The organism is Streptomyces sp. NPDC043896 (genome assembly GCF_056435605.1).
The window spans coordinates 1-16623 of the sequence record NZ_JBWKEE010000006.1; the positions used below are offsets into that span (position 1 = coordinate 1).

The 16623-nt window shown below is 72.4% G+C and carries 16 protein-coding genes and 1 rRNA gene; 14 read left to right on the forward strand and 3 right to left on the reverse strand.

Annotated elements, in window-relative coordinates:
- From rrf to AC069X_RS10220, 9 genes are all read left to right on the forward strand, one after another.
- Nucleotides 1-93 (forward strand): 5S ribosomal RNA (gene rrf, locus AC069X_RS10180); the annotation flags it as partial.
- Nucleotides 94-239: 146 nt separating this feature from the next.
- Nucleotides 240-893: an HAD family hydrolase gene (locus AC069X_RS10185; RefSeq protein WP_478727032.1), complete on the forward strand. Its 654-nt coding sequence runs from the start codon at nt 240-242 to the stop codon at nt 891-893.
- A gap of 55 nt (nt 894-948) precedes the next feature.
- Nucleotides 949-2181 (forward strand): MFS transporter, encoded by a 1233-nt coding sequence (locus tag AC069X_RS10190; RefSeq protein ID WP_478727034.1) that lies wholly within the window; start codon nt 949-951, stop codon nt 2179-2181.
- A complete protein-coding gene (locus AC069X_RS10195; protein ID WP_478727566.1) occupies nt 2153-3301 on the forward strand; it encodes an acetoin utilization protein AcuC in 1149 nt (382 codons plus the stop codon). Before AC069X_RS10190 ends, AC069X_RS10195 begins: the two co-directional genes overlap by 29 nt.
- 92 nt (nt 3302-3393) lie before the next feature.
- Nucleotides 3394-4224: a phosphatase gene (locus AC069X_RS10200; protein WP_478727568.1), complete on the forward strand. Its 831-nt coding sequence runs from the start codon at nt 3394-3396 to the stop codon at nt 4222-4224.
- Between the two features lie 115 nt (nt 4225-4339).
- On the forward strand, nt 4340-4549 hold the full coding sequence (locus AC069X_RS10205) for a helix-turn-helix domain-containing protein (RefSeq protein WP_162688852.1): 210 nt from the start codon (nt 4340-4342) through the stop codon (nt 4547-4549).
- Between the two features lie 144 nt (nt 4550-4693).
- Nucleotides 4694-4792, forward strand: coding sequence for a 30S ribosomal protein bS22 (locus AC069X_RS10210; protein ID WP_003948845.1), 99 nt, complete (start codon nt 4694-4696; stop codon nt 4790-4792).
- 96 nt (nt 4793-4888) lie between these two features.
- Complete coding sequence (locus tag AC069X_RS10215) at nt 4889-5941, forward strand: NAD-dependent epimerase/dehydratase family protein (protein WP_478727037.1); 1053 nt, start codon at nt 4889-4891, stop codon at nt 5939-5941.
- Nucleotides 5941-6930, forward strand: coding sequence for a lysophospholipid acyltransferase family protein (locus tag AC069X_RS10220; RefSeq protein WP_478727039.1), 990 nt, complete (start codon nt 5941-5943; stop codon nt 6928-6930). Before AC069X_RS10215 ends, AC069X_RS10220 begins: the two co-directional genes overlap by 1 nt.
- Before the next feature lie 70 nt (nt 6931-7000).
- On the opposite strand, the gene AC069X_RS10225 is transcribed toward AC069X_RS10220, so the two are convergent.
- The 3 genes from AC069X_RS10225 to AC069X_RS10235 form a co-directional block, all read right to left on the reverse strand.
- Nucleotides 7001-8212: a DUF5667 domain-containing protein gene (locus tag AC069X_RS10225; protein ID WP_478727041.1), complete on the reverse strand. Its 1212-nt coding sequence runs from the start codon at nt 8210-8212 to the stop codon at nt 7001-7003.
- Between the two features lie 231 nt (nt 8213-8443).
- Nucleotides 8444-9250, reverse strand: coding sequence for an ECF subfamily RNA polymerase sigma factor, BldN family (locus AC069X_RS10230; RefSeq protein WP_125817538.1), 807 nt, complete (start codon nt 9248-9250; stop codon nt 8444-8446).
- 340 nt (nt 9251-9590) lie between these two features.
- Complete coding sequence (locus AC069X_RS10235) at nt 9591-10598, reverse strand: HAD family hydrolase (protein WP_478727043.1); 1008 nt, start codon at nt 10596-10598, stop codon at nt 9591-9593.
- Nucleotides 10599-10697: 99 nt separating this feature from the next.
- On the opposite strand from AC069X_RS10235, the gene AC069X_RS10240 reads away from it, so the two are divergent.
- The 5 genes from AC069X_RS10240 (at nt 10698) to AC069X_RS10260 (ending at nt 16622) form a co-directional block, all read left to right on the forward strand.
- A complete protein-coding gene (locus tag AC069X_RS10240) occupies nt 10698-10973 on the forward strand; it encodes a glutaredoxin family protein (RefSeq protein ID WP_478727045.1) in 276 nt (91 codons plus the stop codon).
- A gap of 273 nt (nt 10974-11246) precedes the next feature.
- A complete protein-coding gene (locus tag AC069X_RS10245; RefSeq protein ID WP_478727047.1) occupies nt 11247-12101 on the forward strand; it encodes a redox-sensing transcriptional repressor Rex in 855 nt (284 codons plus the stop codon).
- Nucleotides 12098-13975: a glutamyl-tRNA reductase gene (locus tag AC069X_RS10250; RefSeq protein ID WP_478727049.1), complete on the forward strand. Its 1878-nt coding sequence runs from the start codon at nt 12098-12100 to the stop codon at nt 13973-13975. The genes AC069X_RS10245 and AC069X_RS10250 overlap by 4 nt, the downstream gene beginning before the upstream one ends.
- On the forward strand, nt 13972-14940 hold the full coding sequence (gene hemC, locus AC069X_RS10255; protein WP_478727051.1) for a hydroxymethylbilane synthase: 969 nt from the start codon (nt 13972-13974) through the stop codon (nt 14938-14940). The genes AC069X_RS10250 and hemC overlap by 4 nt, the downstream gene beginning before the upstream one ends.
- Nucleotides 14937-16622, forward strand: coding sequence for a bifunctional uroporphyrinogen-III C-methyltransferase/uroporphyrinogen-III synthase (locus tag AC069X_RS10260; protein ID WP_478727053.1), 1686 nt, complete (start codon nt 14937-14939; stop codon nt 16620-16622). The genes hemC and AC069X_RS10260 overlap by 4 nt, the downstream gene beginning before the upstream one ends.
- The last annotated feature ends 1 nt before the right edge of the window (nt 16623 follow it).

Sequence of the window (16623 nt, forward strand, 5' to 3'; positions counted from 1 at the left end):
ACGCCCGGTTACATTCCGAACCCGGAAGCTAAGCCTTTCAGCGCCGATGGTACTGCAGGGGGGACCCTGTGGGAGAGTAGGACGCCGCCGAACAATCTTTGTGGGAAAGCCCCGCACCTTCTGGTGCGGGGCTTTTCTGCGTTCACGGGTCCTTCAGGTCCAGTTCGGCCTCCAGCGTTCAGCCGTTTACCGGCACGCGGTTGCCGTCAACGTGCGGTGACTCCTCGTATGGTGGGCTTATGGGCTATGAGCTGGTCATCTTCGACAACGACGGCGTCCTCGTGGACAGCGAGCCGGTCGCCAACGCGATCCTCTCCGAGTACCTGACGGAACTCGGGCACCCCACCACGTACGAGGAGTCCCTGCGGGACTACATGGGATCGGCGGTGCACCGGGTGCACGACCTCGTCCAGGAGCGGACCGGGCAGCGCCTGCCGGAGGACTTCGAGCGGATCCTGCACGAGCGGACCTTCGCCGCCTTCGAGCGGGAACTGCGGCCCGTGCCCGGGGTCGCCGAAGTGCTCGGGGAACTGTCCGCCGTCGGCATGCCCTACTGCGTGGCCTCGTCCTCCAGCCACGAGCGGATCCGCGTCGGGCACCGGGTCTCCGGGCTGGACGAGTGGTTCGAGGAAGAGTGGATCTTCAGCGCGGAGGACGTCGGCCGGGGCAAGCCGGCGCCGGACCTGTTCCTGCACGCCGCCGACATGATGGGCGTCCACCCCTCCCGGTGCGTGGTGGTCGAGGACAGCCCGCTCGGCGTGGAGGCCGCGCGGGCCGCCGGCATGGACGTCCTCGGCTTCACCTCGATGGTCCCCGCCGCGAAGCTCGCCGGCGCCACCACCTGCTTCGGGGAGATGAAGGAGCTGTCCGCCCTGCTCGGACTGGGCGGCTGATTGGTCGTGTGATCTCTCTACCCCCGAGTAGGGGCGGGGCCTACGCTGTGCCGCCATGACGGTTGACGTACGGCTCCGCCGTGGGCGCGGGGCGCTCGGGTTCGGCTTCTTCGTGCAGGGCGTCACCTTCGCCCTGCTGGTGACGCGGATCCCGGCCATCCAGGACCGCTACGGGATATCCGACGGGCTGCTGCCCGTGTTCCTGGCCGCCGTGCCGGTCCTCGCCGGGGTCTCCAGCGTCGCCACCGAGCACCTGGTGAAGCGGGTCGCGCCCAGCGTGGTGCTGCGGTGGGCGCAGCCCGTCGTGCTGCTCGCGCTGCTCGGGGTCGGCGCCGGGAGCGGCATGGCGCAGGTGGCCGTGGCCCTGGGGGTGTTCGGGCTGGCGGTGGGCGCGCTGGACGCCTCGATGAACATGCTCGGGGTGAGCCTCCAGAGGGCGTACGGGCGCTCCGTCATGCTGGGCTTCCACGCCTCGTACAGCCTGGGCGGGATCCTGGGGGCCTCGGCGGCGTGGGCGGGGGCGCACTGGCACCTGTCGCTGTTCGCCGGGTACCTGCCGGCGGTGGCGGTGCTGCTGCCGTTGGCGCTGCTGGGAAGCCGGTACTACGTGGACGCGCGGTCCGGGGCCGGGAAGGCGGAGGCGGCCGCGCAGGGGTGGCCGGCGGGCGGGGGGCGGCTGTTGCTGCCGTTGTGCCTGGTGATGGCCTGTGCGTACATCGGGGATTCGACGGTGGCCAACTGGAGTGCCAAGTACCTCCAGGACGTGCTGGGGAGTTCGGAGCAGCTGGCGACGGTCCCCTACACCGTGTACATGGTGACGACGCTGGCCGGCCGGACGGTCGGGGACCTCGGGGTGCGTCGGTTCGGGGCGGTGGCCGTGGTGCGGGCGGGGACGCTGGTGGCGGCCGGCGGGTTCGCGGTGGTGGCGGTGGCCCCGGGGGCCTGGGTGGGGATGGCGGGCTTCACGCTGCTGGGGATCGGCCTGTGCGTGATCGTGCCGCAGACCTTCGCGGCGGCGGGGCGGTTGTTCCCCGGGGCTTCCGATACGGCGGTGGCGCGGCTGAACATCTTCAACTACGTGGGTTTCCTGATCGGTTCGCCGCTGGTGGGCGGGATCGGCGACGCCTGGAGTTACCGGGGCGCGATGCTGGTGCCGATGGTGCTGGTGTTGGTGACGTTGTTCCACGCCCGTTCCTTCGGCGCCGACCCGGCCCGATACGGTGTCGGGCATGAGCGGCGAGCCGGTGACCGGGCTGTTGATGTGGGACGAGGCGGTAACGAGGTATGACTTCGGACCGAGCCATCCGATGGACCCGGTGCGTCTGGCGCTGACCATGGGCCTGGTGCGTGCCTTCGGGCTGGACCGGGAGATGGAGGTGCGGGCGGCTCCCGCCGCCGGGGACTCGACGCTGAGGCTGGTCCACCGGGAGGACTACGTCGCCGCGGTGCGGGAGGTGTCGGCGGACCCGGGGGTGGCGGACGGTTCGTACGGGCTGGGGACGGTCGACGATCCGGCGTTCCACGGGATCCACGAGGCGTCGGCGCTGATCGCCGGGCAGTCGGTGGCGGCGGCGGAGGCGCTGTGGAGGGGCGAGGCCGAGCACGCGGTGAACTTCGCGGGCGGGCTGCACCACGCGATGCCGGGCGGGGCCGCAGGGTTCTGCGTGTACAACGACGCGGCGCTGGCGATCGCGCGGCTGCTGGAGCTGGGGGCCGAGCGGGTCGCGTACGTGGACGTGGACGTGCACCACGGGGACGGCGTGCAGACGGCGTTCTGGGACGACCCGCGAGTGCTGACGGTGTCGCTGCACGAGCACCCGCGGACGCTGTTCCCGCAGACGGGCTGGCCGGAGGAGACGGGCGGTCCGGCGGCGGAGGGCAGCGCGGCGAACGTGGCGCTGCCGGCGGGGACCGGGGACGAGGGGTGGCTGCGGGCCTTCCACGCGACGGTGCCGGAGCTGCTGGCGGACTTCCGGCCGCAGGTGCTGGTGACCCAGCACGGGGCGGACACGCACTTCGAGGACCCGCTCGCGCACCTCGCGGTGTCGCTGGACGCGCAGCGGGCGGTGCAGGAGGCCTGTCACGCGCTGGCGCACGAGTACGCGGGCGGGCGGTGGCTGGCGCTGGGCGGCGGCGGGTACGCGGTGGTGGACGTCGTACCGCGGTCGTGGACGCACCTGGTGGGGATCGCGGCGCACCGGCCGGTGGATCCGCTGGCCATGGTGCCGCGGGCGTGGCTGGACGAGGTGTACGCGCGGACGCGGCAGGGCGGGCCGGCCCGGATGACGGACGGGCGGACGCCGGGGTGGCGGGACTGGGACGCCGGCTACGACCCGGCGGACCGTACGGATCAGGCCGTTCTCGCGACGCGGAAGGCGGTGTTCCCGCTGCGCGGGATGCTGGTGTGACGTAGCGTCGGTCTTTGGCGCGGTTACGCCAACTGTGGGGCGGTCGGGTGGAATTGATGAACCGGCAGATCCGGGTACGGCAGCATCGGAGGGTGTTGAGCACCGGCGCGTTGCGTGCGCATCTGCTGGCCGCCCGGTTGGCCGGGCCCGTCGCCACGACGCGGGAGGAGAGCCTGCGCAGTTACCGGCTGTTCGCGGCGGGGGACCCGCGGGTGCTGCTGGGGTTGGAGCCCGAGCGGCGCTGGGGCGTGGGTGACCTGCTGGGGCTGATGGCGGCCAAGTGCGGGGTCTCGGCGGACCCGGCGCACGTCAGGGGGCCGGACGTGATCGATCCGGAGCGGACGGTGGCGGCCCTGGAGGCGTTCGCGGAGCGGCTGGCGGTGGCGGCCGACGCCCGGTCGCCGGTGCTGTTCGGGACGGGACACCCGCACCGGCTCCTGGGTTTCTACGCCGCTTTGGCGCGGGCGATGTCGGCGGCGGGATGTGTTGTCCTCACTCCGGCGCAGGGGGTGCATGTCGACATGGCGACCCGGTTCGGCGTACGTCCGCACCGCATCGATTACGTACGGGGAGTCGCGCTGGTGCGGGAACCCGGCGCGCGGGGAGCCGGGAGTGCGACCGGCGCACACTCCCATTCGCCGCTGCCGGTTCGGATCGCGCTGGGGGCGCTGGCGGCGGCCGGCGGGCCGTTGCCGGAACTGGTGGTGGGGGACCACGGGTGGGTCTGCGGTGCAGGTCAGCTGGGTGTGGAGGCCATCGGGCTGGGGGATACGGATGATCCGGCGCTGTTCGTCGGGGAGGCCGAGGGGCGGGTGGCGGTGACCGTTCCGCTTGATGACGGGGTGCGCTCGGACTACTACGGTCCGCTCATCCGGCACGTGCTGCACCGCGCCGGGCTGTCGGACCGTCAGGAGTGGCCGTAGCTCCTCTTCCCCACTCGTATCACCCGCCCCTACTCTGGGGAGTGAGCGTGCGACGACGAGGAGTAACCGGAGGGGAAGCCGGTGCCCGTCATGCGCGGAAGGTCAGGTGGGTGTCATGGCTGCTGGCGAGAGGCCTCTCAGTGAGGTTCAGTTCCTGACCGTGGCGGAGGTCGCCTCGGTGATGCGAGTGTCGAAGATGACCGTGTACCGGCTGGTGCACAACGGTCATCTGCCCGCGATCCGGGTGGGCCGGTCCTTCCGGGTCCCCGAGAACGCGGTTCACGAGTACCTCAGGGAGTCCTTCGTGGGGGTGGAGTCGGCCTGAGACTCCGGCCTCGTGAGGGGCTCGGTCACACCTGCGGAGGGCTCGGATTACAAGCTCAGAGTTTGGGCGGGTAGGCTAGGCCGACGTAGGTCGTGTGGGCCCAGACGCCCCGCACCGAGTGAAGAGAAGTGAGCGAGGGTAGTCGTGGGCTCTGTTATCAAGAAGCGGCGCAAGCGGATGGCTAAGAAGAAGCACCGCAAGCTGCTCAAGCGCACCCGCGTCCAGCGTCGTAACAAGAAGTAAACGGCAGCTGTACGTGTTCTCCGCAGCCCCTCCACCATCCTGGTGGAGGGGCTGCGGTGCAGCCGGGGGTACTTCTTCGAGGGAGGCGCTGAGCTCGTGGGGAAGGTCGTGCTCGTCACCGGGGCTGCCCGGCAGCTGGGGGGCCGCTTCGTGCGCCGCGTCCAGCGCGACCCGGAAGTGGAACGGGTCATCGCGGTCGACGCGGTGAGCCCGCCGCACCGGCTCGGCTCGGCCGAGTTCGTGCGGACGGACATCAGGCAGTCGGCCATCGCCCGGGTGCTCGCTGAGCACGCCGTGGACACGGTGGTCCACCTGGCGGTGACCGGCGGCGCGGCCGCGGGAGTACCGGGCGGGCGCAGCACCGTCAAGGAAACGAACGTCATCGGGACGATGCAGCTGCTGGGGGCCTGCCAGAAGTCCCCGACGGTACGGCGGCTCGTGGTGAAGTCGAGCACCAGCGTGTACGGGGGCACGGCGCGGGACCCGGCCGTCTTCACGGAGACCACGCAGCCGAAATCGCTGCCGGCGGGCGGTTTCGCGAAGGACGCCGCCGAGGTCGAGGGCTACGTGCGCGGTTTCGCGCGCCGGCGGCCGGACGTGGCGGTGTGCGTGCTGCGCTTCGCGAACATCCTGGGGCCGTTCGCGGACTCCGCGCTGGCCGAGTACTTCTCGATGCCGGTGATGCCGACGGTCCTGGGCTACGACCCGAGGCTGCAGTTCGTCCACGAGGACGACGTGGTGGAGGTGCTGCGGCTGGCGGCGGGGGAGCCGGAGCGGGGCACGCTGAACAGCGGGACCTTCAACATCGCCGGGGACGGGGTGCTGCTGCTGTCGCAGTGCGCCCGGCGGCTGGGGCGGCCGGCGGTGCCGTTCCTGCTGCCCGCGGTGACGTGGGTGGGGCAGGCGCTGCGGGCGGTGGGGGCCACGGACTTCTCGCCGGAGCAGATCCGGCTGCTGACGCACGGGCGGGTCGTGGAGACCACCCAGATGCGGGAGACGCTCGGTTTCCGCCCGATGTACACGACCGCGGAGACCTTCGCGGACTTCGCGCGGAGCCGGGGGAGCGGGCTGCTGCCGCCGGAGCGGGTGGGGCGGGCCGTGGGGCGGGTCGCGGGGCTGTTGAACGTTGACGAGGGAGTGGAGCGATAGTGGCCGACGCCAAGGTCATCCCGTTCGACGAGGACCGGCCGCGCAGGCGCGCCGGCGTGCCCCGGAAGGTGCGGGCGGTGCCGGACCGGCCGGAGCCGGTGGAGGCACCCTCACCGGTCGCGGAGGCGCCGGTGCGGGGCGGCGGTGACGGGGGCTGGGACCGGCGGCTCGCGGGCGGGCTGGCGTTCCTGCGGCGGCGGATCACGGGCGAGTACGAGGTCGACGAGTTCGGCTACGACAAGGAGCTGACGGACCAGGTCCTGATGTCCTTGATGAGGCCGCTGTTCGACAAGTACTTCCGGGTCGAGGTGAAGGGCGTCGAGAACATCCCGAAGGAGGGTGGGGCGCTAATCGTGGCGAACCACTCGGGGACGCTCCCGCTGGACGGGCTGATGCTCCAGGTCGCCGTGCACGACCATCACCCGGCGGAGCGGCACCTGCGGCTGCTGGCGGCGGACCTGGTGTTCATGCTGCCGGTGGTGAACGAGCTGGCGCGGAAGGCCGGGCACACGCTGGCGTGCGCCGAGGACGCCCAGCGGCTGCTGGAGGCCGGGGAGCTGGTCGGGGTGATGCCGGAGGGCTTCAAGGGGATAGGGAAGCCGTTCGGTGACCGGTACAAGCTCCAGCGGTTCGGGCGGGGCGGGTTCGTGTCGACGGCGTTGCGCGCGGGGACCCCGATCGTGCCGTGCTCGATCGTCGGGGCGGAGGAGATCTACCCGATGATCGGCAACGCGAAGACGCTGGCGCGGCTGCTGGGGCTGCCGTACTTCCCGGTGACGCCGACGTTCCCGTGGCTGGGGCCGTTGGGGGCGGTGCCGCTGCCGACGAAGTGGACGATCCAGTTCGGCGAGCCGATCCCGACGGACGGGTACGCGCCGGAGGCGGCCGAGGATCCGATGCTGATGTTCAACCTGACGGACCAGGTGCGGGAGCAGATCCAGCACACGCTGTACAAGCTGCTCGTGCAGCGGCGGTCGGTCTTCTTCTGACGGTGTCGCACCTCGAACGCCGACGGGGCTGGATTGCCCCGTCGGCGTTCCGGTGTGTTGCCCGGCCGGGTTACTCGGCGTCTTCCGCCTGGATGCCCAGGCCCGGGAGGAGGCCCGGGAGGAGCGGCGGCAGGGTGATGTCCGGCTGGGGCTGTGCCGGGGCCGTCGTGGGGGGCGGGGCGGACTGGCCCTGCGCCGGCGGGTTCAGCAGGTTGCCCGTGCCGCCCAGGAGGCCGCTGCCGGGCGCCGGGGCGTGGCTTCCGGAGGGGCTGGGGGCGGCGGGGGCCTGCGCCGAGGCGGGGGCGTCCGGTGCCGGGGCGGGCTGCTGCTTGCCCGTGGCCGGGGTGTTCGGCTTGGCCGGGGTGCCGCCCGGGCCGCCGCGGATCTGCTCCGGTGGCTTGGGGAGCAGGCTCTGGAGCGGCGCGACCTCGTCGTCTATGGCCTGGAAGACCGAGCTCACCTGGTTGCCGACGTCCATGAGCTGCGGCGGGAGGGCGGAGCGGAGCCGGCCCCACGCGTCGCGGTGGGAGTTGGAGAACGAGGACAGCGTCTGGATGGGGCCCAGCGAGCCGTCCCGCTTGTAGGCCGCCTGGAGCAGCCGGTGGCCTTCGGCCGCGTCGTGCTGCATGCCCGCCAGCGCCCGCCGGATCTCGCCGAGGACCTCGTGGTCCAGGGGACCGGAACGGCCGCGTTCCATCAGGCGGCGTGCTTCCGACAGGCGGTTCGAGGCCCGGTCGAGGTAGACCTCGCCCCGGTCCGCGCCCTCGTCGGCCATGCCCAGCTTCAGGTCCTCCATGCCCAGCTTGACCGGGTAGAGGGGATCACCGGGCAGGGCGTCGGTGCTGGCAGCGGCCACTCCGCTGAAGGCCCCTGCGGCCACACCCACGGTGAGGCCCCCCGCTGCGATGCCCTTGGACCAGCGGGAGCGGGGCCGCAATTTCCGGAGCGAGGTCGCCCTGTGGGCGCCGCGGCCGGTCCGCTGCTCGGGCACCAGAGGGTCCTCGGCGGCACCGCCCCCGGTCCTCTCCTCCATCACCATGGCCTCCATGGCGGCGACGAGCTGTGCTCGTTGCACCACTTTGACCTCGGGGTCCAGCACCGGGCGCGGCATTTCGCCGAGCACGCTCGCCAGGGCCAACAACCGGTCGTGGTCGGCGGTTTCGGCAGGTGCCTCGGACTGCTCGGCCGCCGGGTCCGGTTCCGAAAGACCGGACGGGGTCCGGTCCTCCAGGGCCTGGGCGAAGGCGTTCGCCCGCCGGTGCGGAGTCACGTTCGCGATCACTGGCGGCACCTCCTCTCGTCATGACGATCGACTCCCCAAGGTGTCCGGAAGGTTGCCTTCCTTGAGCACATCCACACTTTCGGGTGAGCGGCTTCGGGCAGGGCGTGTCCACAGGGAGCCTGCATTCCGCACAACGAGCGGCGCGGCACTTGGGTTACGGACGAAGGATGATCGGACCACAGCGTCATCGAGGGGTCACCGGTAGTGAGGTCGTCTGGTGTGCGGGAGGGGTCAGCGGGCGTCGTCCGGCAGCAGGCGGGCCAGGGTGCGGACCGCCCGGTACTGGAGCGTCTTGATGGCGCCTTCGTTCTTGCCCATCACCCGGGCGGTCTCGGCGACCGAGAGGCCCTGGAGGAAGCGCAAGGTGACGCACTCCTGCTGCTGGGGGTTCAGTTTCCGTACGGCTTCGAGCAGTGCCGCGTTGGACAGGGACTCCAGGACGGAGTCCTCGGGGCTGCGCTCCACCTCGTTGGCGTCGAGCATCTCGCCGGTGGTGACCTCCAGGCGGAAGCGGCTGGACTTGAAGTGGTCCGCCACCAGGTTCCGCGCGATGGTCACCAGCCAGGCGCCGAAGTCGCGGCCCTGCCAGGTGAAGGTGGAGATGCGGCGCAGCGCGCGCAGGAAGGTCTCGCTGGTGAGATCCTCCGCGGTCGCCTTGCCGCCGACGCGGTAGTAGATGTAGCGGTACACCGTGTCGCTGTACTGGTCGTAGAGGCGGCCGAAGGCCTCGGCCTCGCCGGCCTGGGCGCGCTCGACCAGGTCCATCATGCGGGCCTGGTCGCTGTCCGCCGTGGGGCGGCGGGCGGTGGGCGTGCTGGTGCCGCCGGCGGCGGCGGAGCCCGCGCGACCGCGTCTGCCCACGGTCGCCCCGCCGTCCGTCAGGGCGTAGCAGGGGCCGGCCGGGCCGAGGCCGGCAGGGACCGCGGCGGCGAAGGCGGGGACGGCGTACGCGGTGGGGACGAAGCCGCGCAGGTGGTCGAGGACCGTCGCGCGCAGCGTAGCCAGGCCCGAGGCGTCAACCCCGACAGGTGGGTACACGGGACTCCCAGAGGCAGAGCTTCCATCACGTGCAGTGCGGGACCGTTCACCCGTCGTGGGGACGGATGGCCGGTGGCATGCGTTTGAGGAGAATAACGCTTCGTACAGGCAGCACTACACCCAGTTGCCTAAATCACCGGTTCCGACACTTCCGTTGCGTGTCGAGGGCATATTCAGGCCCGGTTGGTGATCGATTTCTGATCGCTTGGATGCGCGGAATGGACGCTTCCACGGTGGCTCACGACCGAGTCGGGCAGGCCGGAGTGCCGCGCCGACGGCGCGGGTAGAGGGGAGCGAATGACCGCCGGGCGGCCCCGCGCGGAGCGGGGCCCCGGGGTTGCTACTTGCGGCGCCGGTGCAGGGCGATGGCGGCGGCCGCGCCGCCCGCGATCGCGCCGACTCCGGCGGCTGCCGGGACGCCGACCTTCACGGCCTTGCGGCCGGTCCGATAGTCGCGCAGCCGCCAGTCGTGGGCCCGGGCATGCTTGCGCAGTTTTGTGTCGGGATTGATCGCGTACGGATGTCCGACCAGCGACAGCATCGGGATGTCGTTGTGCGAATCGCTGTACGCCGCGCAGCGTTCGAGGTCGAGGTCCTCGGCGGCGGCCAGCGCGCGCACCGCCTCCGCCTTCGCGGGGCCGTGCAGCGGCTCGCCGACCAGGCGCCCGGTGTAGACCCCGTCCACGGACTCGGCGACGGTGCCCAGGGCGCCGGTCAGGCCGAGGCGGCGGGCGATGATCGTGGCCGTCTCGACGGGGGCGGCGGTGACGAGCCACACCTTCTGGCCGGCGTCGAGGTGGGCCTGGGCCAGGGCGCGGGTGCCCGGCCAGATCCGCTCCGCCATGTACTCGTCGTAGATCTCCTCGCCGATGGCCATGAGTTCGGAGACCTTGTGGCCCTTGACGATGGACAGGGCGCTGTCGCGCGCGTCCTGCATGTGCTCGGGGTCCTCGACCCCGGCGAGCCGGAACCAGGCCTGCTGCCAGGCGAAGCGGGCCAGTTCGCGGCGGCGGAAGAACTCGCGCTTGTAGAGGCCGCGGCCGAAGTGGAAGATCGCGGCGCCCTGCATGACGGTGTTGTCGAGGTCGAAGAAGGCGGCGGCGAGGTCGTCGCCGTGGACCGGGAACTCCGGCTCCGCCGGCTCGGTCCCGGCGGGCGCGGCCGCGGCGCCGAGGGCTTCCCCGGGTGCGGGCGCGGGCGGCGCTTCCGGTGCGCCGGCCGCCTCGGGGGCGTGCGGGGCACCGGCCTGCGCGGTCTTGCGGGCGGCTTCGGCCGAGGCCTCGCCTGCCAGCACGCTCCGCGCCGTCGCGGAGCGCCTACGGGGGGTGAGCCATCCCAGAGCGGCCATGACGCGAGCATAGCCATTGTGTTCGGGAGTTCCCGAACCGCCGGGAAACGGAGCGGTTAACTCTTCGGGCGCCCCGGCCCGGCGCGGGACAATGGGGGCATGAGTTTTCTGCGCCGCAAGGAAAAGAAGCGTCCCGAAGAGCGGATGGTCACGCTCATCGGGAAGCCGGGGTGCCATCTCTGTGACGACGCCCAGGAGGTGATCGAGAAGGTCTGCGCCGAGACGGGCGCACAGTGGGAGAAGAAGGACATCTCGCAGGACGAGGAGCTCTACCGGCTGCACTGGGAGCAGATCCCCGTGGTGCTGGTGGACGGAGAGCAGCACACCTTCTGGAGGGTGAACCCTGACCGGCTGCGACGGGCATTGGGTGCCTGACCGTTTCGCCCGTTACCATCATGGGCGATTTATGGGGACTCGGGGGCGTATCGATGAGGAGTGTGTACCGTTTTGCCCCCCTCGGGATTTGAACGGGTTCGGCCCGTTCCCGGCCCGGGCCCCATCTGCCCAACCCGCGTGACCCCGGTCACTTTGCTCGGACAAAGCGGACACAATCTTTGTGCACGCGTTCACAAAGACATAGCCTGCATTCGACGGGGCGGTCCTGGGACAAGAGGCCGCCTGCAGCCCCGCTCATCCCGCAGGAGCATCGTGGCAACTGGCCGAACTCACCGACCGGCGACCCGCAGCCGAGGTATTCCCGAGGCCACTGTCGCCCGGCTTCCGCTGTACTTGCGCGCACTCACCGCGCTCTCCGAGCGATCGGTTCCCACGGTGTCCTCCGAGGAGCTCGCGGCCGCCGCCGGAGTCAACTCCGCGAAGCTGCGCAAGGACTTCTCGTACCTCGGTTCCTACGGGACGCGCGGCGTCGGCTACGACGTCGAGTACCTCGTCTACCAGATCTCCCGCGAACTCGGCCTGACCCAGGACTGGCCGGTCGTCATCGTCGGCATCGGCAACCTGGGCGCGGCCCTCGCCAACTACGGCGGTTTCGCGTCCCGCGGCTTCCGCGTGGCCGCGCTGATCGACGCCGACCCGGCCATGGCCGGCAAGCCGGTCGCGGGCATGCCCGTACAGCACACCGATGATCTGGAGAAGATCATCGAGGAGAACGGCGTGTCGATCGGGGTCATCGCGACCCCGGCGGGCGCGGCCCAGCAGGTCAGCGAGCGGCTGATCGCCGCCGGTGTCACCTCCATCCTCAACTTCGCGCCGACCGTGCTGTCCGTGCCCGACGGCGTGGACGTGCGCAAGGTCGACCTGTCGATCGAGCTCCAGATCCTGGCGTTCCACGAGCAGCGCAAGGCGGGCGAGGGCTCCGGCGTCGGTACGGGTGCGGACGCCGAGGGCGAGGCCGAGCGGGGTGCGGGCGCCGCGGGTGCCGGGGCCGCCGGTGCCGGTGCGGGTGCCGCGCCCGTCGCCGCCGTCGAGCCGCCGGCCGGGCGGGCCGCCGCCGCGCGCAAGGGCGGCCCCGAGGGCGACGTCCCGGCGGTGATGCCGGCATGAGTCTGCTCGTCGTAGGCCTCAGTCACCGCAGCGCGCCCGTGAGCGTGCTGGAGCGGGCTTCGCTGTCCGCCGACGCCAAGGCCAAGCTCCTGCACGACACCCTGGCCGCCGAACCGGCGGCGGAGGCGACCGTGCTGGCCACGTGCAACCGCATCGAGCTGTACGCCGACGTGGACAAGTTCCACGCCGGTGTCGCCGAGCTGTCGACGCTGCTCGCGCAGCACAGCGGGGTGGCCCTGGAAGAGCTCACCCCCTATCTCTACGTGCACTACGAGGACCGGGCGGTGCACCACCTGTTCTCGGTGGCGTGCGGCCTGGACTCGATGGTCGTCGGCGAGGGCCAGATCCTCGGCCAGATCAAGGACGCGCTGGCGCTGGGGCAGGAGCTCCACACGGCGGGGCGGCTGATCAACGACCTCTTCCAGCAGGCGCTTCGGGTCGGCAAGCGGGCGCACTCGGAGACCGGGATCGACCGGGCCGGGCAGTCGCTGGTGACCTTCGGGCTGGAGCAGCTCGCGGTGCACCTGCCGGTGGGGGAGTGGGCCGCCGGGAAGCGCGCGCTGGTGATCGGCGCGGGGTCGATGTCCTCGCTGGCGGCGGCGACGCTGGCGCGGGTGGGTGTCGCCGAGGTCGTCGTGGCGAACCGGACCGCGGAGCGGGCCGAGCGTCTCGCGGAGATTTTGGTTGCCTCGGGCACTGGTGTCGCGGCGCGGGCCGTTGCGATGTCGGCCGTCGCCGGTGAGCTGGCGCGGGTCGACGTGGTCGTGTCCTGCACCGGGGCCACCGGGCTGGTGCTGACCGGGGACGACGTGTCGGCGGCCCTCGCTGATGCCGGGGGCGCTGCCGCTGCGGCGGTGGCGGGCCCTGCGGGGCTCTCCCCCACCCCGCCCCTTCCCGAAACCGGGGCCGCGCCCCGGACCCCGTCCTGGGGGCTCCGCCCCCAGACCCCGGCGCCTCGAACGCCGGCGGGGCTGGACAACGGGGCTGCGCCCCAGACCCCCGCGCCTCAGGCGTCGGCGGGGCTGGGCGCGACCGGTGCCGCGCCGGGCGTGGCCCGCGGGGTGCAGGTCGTCGACGCGGAGGTCGTCGCGCGGCTCGCCGCCGTCGCGCAGGGCGGCCGGCGGATCGCCGACGCCGGGGCCGTGCGGACCATCGCGGCGCCCGCCGCCTTCGAGGGCGACGGATGTCCCGTCGGGCTCGACGCGCCGGCCGCGCTCGCCGGTGACGGACGGTCCGCGCTCGCCGGGGTCGACGCCGGGTCGCTCGAACTGCACGGGGCCTGGGCCGACCAGGGCGAGGCCGCCGCGCAGCGGCAGCCGCGCCGGTCCGTGCGGGCCCAGGCCGACGGGGCCGTCCCCGTACGGCTGGCGCTGCTGGACCTGGCCATGCCCCGGGACATCGACGCCGCCGTGCACCGGATGCCGGGCGTGCGGCTCGTCGACATCGAGAGCCTGGCGGAGGCGTCCGCGGACGCGCCGATGGCCGCCGACGTCGACGCCGTGCGCGGGATCGTCGCGGAGGAAGTGGCCGCCTTCGGCGCGGCACAGCGGGCCGCGCACATCACGCCCACCGTCGTCGCCCTGCGGGCGATGGCAGCCGAGGTCGTCGCCATGGAGGTGGCACGGCTCGACGGGCGGGTACCCGATCTCGACGAGCGGCAGCGCGCGGAGGTCACCCAGACCGTGCGCCGCGTCGTCGACAAGCTCCTCCACGCGCCGACCGTGCGCGTGAAGCAGCTCGCGAGCGAGCCCGGCGGCGCCGGGTACGCCGAGGCGCTGCGCGAACTCTTCGACCTCGACCCTCAGACGGTGGCATCCGTCAGCCGGGCGGACGCGGCCGATCCGAAGAACGACGACCCAGGACGGGCATCATGAACACACGTCCCGACCAGCCCCTCCGGCTTGGCACGCGGCGCAGCAAGCTGGCCATGTCCCAGTCCGGGCACGTCGCCGAGGCGGTACGGGCGATCACCGGCCGGCCCGTCGAGCTCGTGGAGATCACGACCTACGGTGACGTGTCCCGCGAGAACCTCGCGCAGATCGGCGGCACCGGCGTGTTCGTCACCGCCCTGCGCGAGGCACTCGTCCGCGGCGAGGTCGACTTCGCCGTGCACTCGCTGAAGGACCTGCCGACGACGCAGCCCGACGAGCTGGTCATCGCGGCCATGCCGAAGCGCGAGGACCCGCGCGACGCGCTCGTGGCCCGCGACGGCCTGACCTTCGAGCAGCTGCCCGACGGCGCCCGCGTGGGTACCGGTTCGCCGCGCCGCATGGCGCAGCTGAACGCCTACGCCCGCAGCCTGGGCAAGTCCGTCGAGACCGTCGCGATCCGCGGCAACGTCGACACCCGGATCGGCTTCGTGCGCGCCGGCGAGCTCGACGCGGTCGTGCTGGCCGCGGCCGGGCTGAACCGGATCGGGCGCGCCGACGAGGCGACCGACCTGCTGTCGGTCGACAACGTCCTCCCCGCCCCCGGCCAGGGAGCCCTGGCCGTGGAGTGCCTCGCGTCCGACGCGGACCTCATCTCCGCGCTCGGCCGCCTCGACGACCCGCACACGCGGGCCGCCGTGACCGCGGAGCGTGCGCTCCTCGCCGCCCTGGAGGCAGGGTGCAGCGCACCCGTGGGCGCGCTCGCCGACCTGCTGGCCGACGGGCAGATTGTCAATGAAATGCGCCTGCGTGGTGTCGTCGGGACCCTCGACGGTTCGACGCTGGTGCAGCTGTCCACCACCGGTCCCGTGCCCCAGTCGTACGACGAGGCCATGGCGCTCGGCCGCGAACTCGCGGACGAGATGCTGGCCAAGGGCGCGGCCGGTCTGATGGGGGAGCGATCCCTTTGAACCCCTCAAGCCCCACCACCTCCCCCTTCGCGGGCGTAGCCGCCCCCGGGCTCGTCACCTTCCTCGGTGCGGGTCCGGGCGACCCGGGTCTGCTGACGCTGCGCGCCGTGGAGGCGCTCGCCGCCGCGGACGTACTGATCGCGGAGCCCGAGGTGCTCGAGGTCGTACGGACCCACGCGCGCGCGGGTGTCGACACGCCGCAGCTGACGGTGGCTGACGAAGTGTCAGCCGCCGCCGGGGTCCCGGCGATCCGTACTCCGTCGACCGCCGCGGACGTTGCCAATCTTGTCATGGAGGCCGCGCGCTCCGGCAGGCGGGTCGTCCGTGCCGTGACCGGCGACCCCGGACTGGAGGGGAGCGCGTCCGAGGAGATGCTCGCCTGCGCCCACGAGGGGATCCCCTTCGAGGTGGTCCCCGGTGTGGCGACCGCCGTCGGCGTGCCCGCGTACGCGGGTGTGCCGCTGCGCGGCGAACAGGGCGCGGACGTGCGCTTCGTGGACGCGCGGCACGCCTCGGCGCGCTGCTGGAGCGAGGTCGGCACGAGCGACTGCGGCGTCGTGGTCTCCGCGACGCTGGAGACGGTCGCGAGCGCGGCCGCCGAGCTGGTGGCGGCCGGCCGCAAGCCGGAGACCCCGCTGACGGTGACCGTGGGCGGTACGACGACCCGGCAGCGGACCTGGAGCGCGACCCTCGGCACGATCGCCCAGGTGTTCAAGCAGGGCAAGGTGCTCCCCTCCCCCGAGGGCTCGCGGCCGGTGATAGCCGTGGTCGGCGAGCAGGGGGCCGCGGCGCGCCGCGAGGAGCTGGCCTGGTTCGAGTCGAAGCCGCTGTTCGGCTGGCGGGTCCTCGTACCGCGTACGAAGGAGCAGGCCGCTTCGCTCTCCGACCAGCTGCGTTCGTACGGCGCGGTGCCGCACGAGGTGCCGACCATCGCGGTGGAGCCGCCGCGCACCCCGCAGCAGATGGAGCGGGCGGTCAAGGGCCTGGTGACGGGCCGCTACGAGTGGATCGCCTTCACGTCGGTGAACGCCGTCAAGGCGGTGCGGGAGAAGTTCGAGGAGTACGGGCTCGACGCGCGTGCCTTCGCGGGCATCAAGGTCGCCGCGGTCGGCGAGCAGACGGCCGCCGCGCTGGTCGAGTTCGGCGTGAAGCCGGACCTGGTGCCGAGCGGTGAGCAGTCGGCCGCCGGGCTGCTGGAGGACTGGCCGCCGTACGACCCGGTCTTCGACCCGATCGACCGCGTGTTCCTGCCGCGTGCAGACATCGCGACGGAGACGCTGGTGGCCGGGCTGATAGAGCTGGGCTGGGAGGTCGACGACGTCACGGCCTACCGGACCGTGCGGGCCTCGCCGCCGCCGGCGGACACCCGTGAGGCGATCAAGGGCGGCGGTTTCGACGCCGTTCTGTTCACGTCGTCGAGCACGGTGCGCAACCTCGTCGGCATCGCCGGCAAGCCGCACAACGTGACCGTCATCGCCTGTATCGGGCCGGCGACGGCCAAGACGGCGGAGGAGCACGGGCTGCGCGTGGACGTGCTGTCGCCGGAGCCGAGCGTGAGCAAGCTGGCGGAGGCGCTGGCCGCGTACGGGGAGGCCCGCCGGGAGGCGGCCAAGGAGGCCGGCGAGACGGTGGCCCGTCCCAGCGAGCGCAGGCCGGGCGCGCGGCGCCGTCGCGCGACGTGAG

Excerpts from the sequence above, each read along its gene's own strand:
- AC069X_RS10205 (WP_162688852.1), top strand. The coding sequence starts at position 4,340 with ATGGCTGCTGGCGAGAGGCCTCTCAGTGAGGTTCAGTTCCTGACCGTG.
- AC069X_RS10195 (WP_478727566.1), top strand. The coding sequence starts at position 2,153 with ATGTGGGACGAGGCGGTAACGAGGTATGACTTCGGACCGAGCCATCCG.
- AC069X_RS10235 (WP_478727043.1), bottom strand. The coding sequence starts at position 10,598 with ATGGCCGCTCTGGGATGGCTCACCCCCCGTAGGCGCTCCGCGACGGCG.
- AC069X_RS10190 (WP_478727034.1), top strand. The coding sequence starts at position 949 with ATGACGGTTGACGTACGGCTCCGCCGTGGGCGCGGGGCGCTCGGGTTC.
- AC069X_RS10240 (WP_478727045.1), top strand. The coding sequence starts at position 10,698 with ATGAGTTTTCTGCGCCGCAAGGAAAAGAAGCGTCCCGAAGAGCGGATG.
- AC069X_RS10185 (WP_478727032.1), top strand. The coding sequence starts at position 240 with ATGGGCTATGAGCTGGTCATCTTCGACAACGACGGCGTCCTCGTGGAC.
- AC069X_RS10250 (WP_478727049.1), top strand. The coding sequence starts at position 12,098 with ATGAGTCTGCTCGTCGTAGGCCTCAGTCACCGCAGCGCGCCCGTGAGC.
- hemC (WP_478727051.1), top strand. The coding sequence starts at position 13,972 with ATGAACACACGTCCCGACCAGCCCCTCCGGCTTGGCACGCGGCGCAGC.